The organism is Companilactobacillus mishanensis (genome assembly GCF_003946505.1).
Taxonomy (GTDB): Bacteria; Bacillota; Bacilli; order Lactobacillales; family Lactobacillaceae; genus Companilactobacillus; species Companilactobacillus mishanensis.
Genome location: NZ_RHON01000027.1, coordinates 1 through 1395 on the forward strand (window position 1 = coordinate 1; position 1395 = coordinate 1395).

Genomic DNA, 1395 nt, shown 5'->3' on the forward strand with positions numbered 1-1395 from the left:
TTTTCTATGGCCAAATATACGATTGACCAAAAATTAGAGGCAATTTCAATGTATGAATCTGGACAAGGTAGTACTACGATTTGTCATAAGTTAGGTATTTCCCAGGAGGCAACTATTTTAAGATGGAAATATCTATATGAAACCTACGGAATAGATGGACTGAAACGTTCAAATAAGTTGCCAAGCTACACCTCTTCCTTCAAAATGGAGGTTATTACTTGGTTAGTGAAGAATGGTGCGTCATTTCCAGTCACCGCAAGACATTTCGATATCCCAAATGAAGGAACCGTGTGGCAATGGAAACGAAGGTATGATGTTCATGGGTTTGATGGACTAGCTGACCGCAGGAAGCGAGTCTCAAATATGTCTAAAGACAATAAGAAATTAAGAAGAAATGATGATCAAAAGAAGTTAGATAGTGATGATAAAATCAAGCAATTGGAACGAGACAATGAGTATCTGAAAGCTGAGAATGAATACTTAAAAAAATTGAAAGCCGTAATGGATCGAACAGACAAAAAGTCGAAGTAATCAATTTATTGCGGCCTAGATTCAAGTTAGCTGTTCTATTGCAAGTTGCTAGAATGAGTTCTAGCAGTTATCACGACGCTAATAAGAGATCATATAAACCTCATCAGAAACATGATGACTCAATCATCAGAGATATATTTGCGGTCCGAAATGACCCTGAAGTTGAGGACCCAGACGGAATCGGCTATCGTCCGATGACAAGATACATTAATACTCTGAGAGCAGAAAGAAATGAGCAACGAGTTAATGAGAAGCGTGTTCTTAGAATTATGAGAGAGAATCAATTATTAAGTACGTCTTTCAATAAGAAAGTTGCCAAATACAATAGTTTCGCAGGCGAAGGCGATAAAAAACATAAGAACTATATCCATCGTAAATTTAAAACTGACCGTCCATTACAGAAGATAGGTACGGACATATTAGAGGCACGGTGGGGAAACAAAACTACCGACGAACGCATCTATGTATCTCTATTTGAAGACTTCTTCTCAGGAGAAATCTTGTCTTATAGCATTTCTCTTCATCCAAACACTGAACTCGTAACTGATTCTTTAATTCCAGTAATAGAACTAGCCAAAACTGCACCATATAAAACAACAATACATTCAGACCAGGGAATCCAATATCAGGGCGGTACGTATGTTGGGATTCTGAAGAAAGCACACGTCAGACAAAGTATGTCGCGTAAAGGAACCCCACATGATAACGCACCAACCGAAAGTGTTATCCATCAACTAAGAGTAGGAACAACCTTAAACCATCATTACAAAACACGTGCAGAACTAGAAAGTGCAATAGACAATTGGATCCGTTACTACAATACGAAACGAATCAGATCATCCAACAACTGGTTAACCCCAAATG

The 1395-nt window shown here is 38.1% G+C and carries 2 protein-coding genes; both read left to right on the forward strand.

The window, feature by feature from the left end; translation table 11 throughout:
• Positions 1 to 531 (forward strand): helix-turn-helix domain-containing protein (locus tag EKM63_RS11240; RefSeq protein ID WP_125706639.1); only part of this gene is annotated, 531 nt, incomplete at its 5' end.
• On the forward strand, positions 531 to 1395 hold an 865-nt coding region (locus EKM63_RS11245), incomplete at its 3' end, for an IS3 family transposase (protein WP_318530642.1). The genes EKM63_RS11240 and EKM63_RS11245, both read left to right, overlap by 1 nt.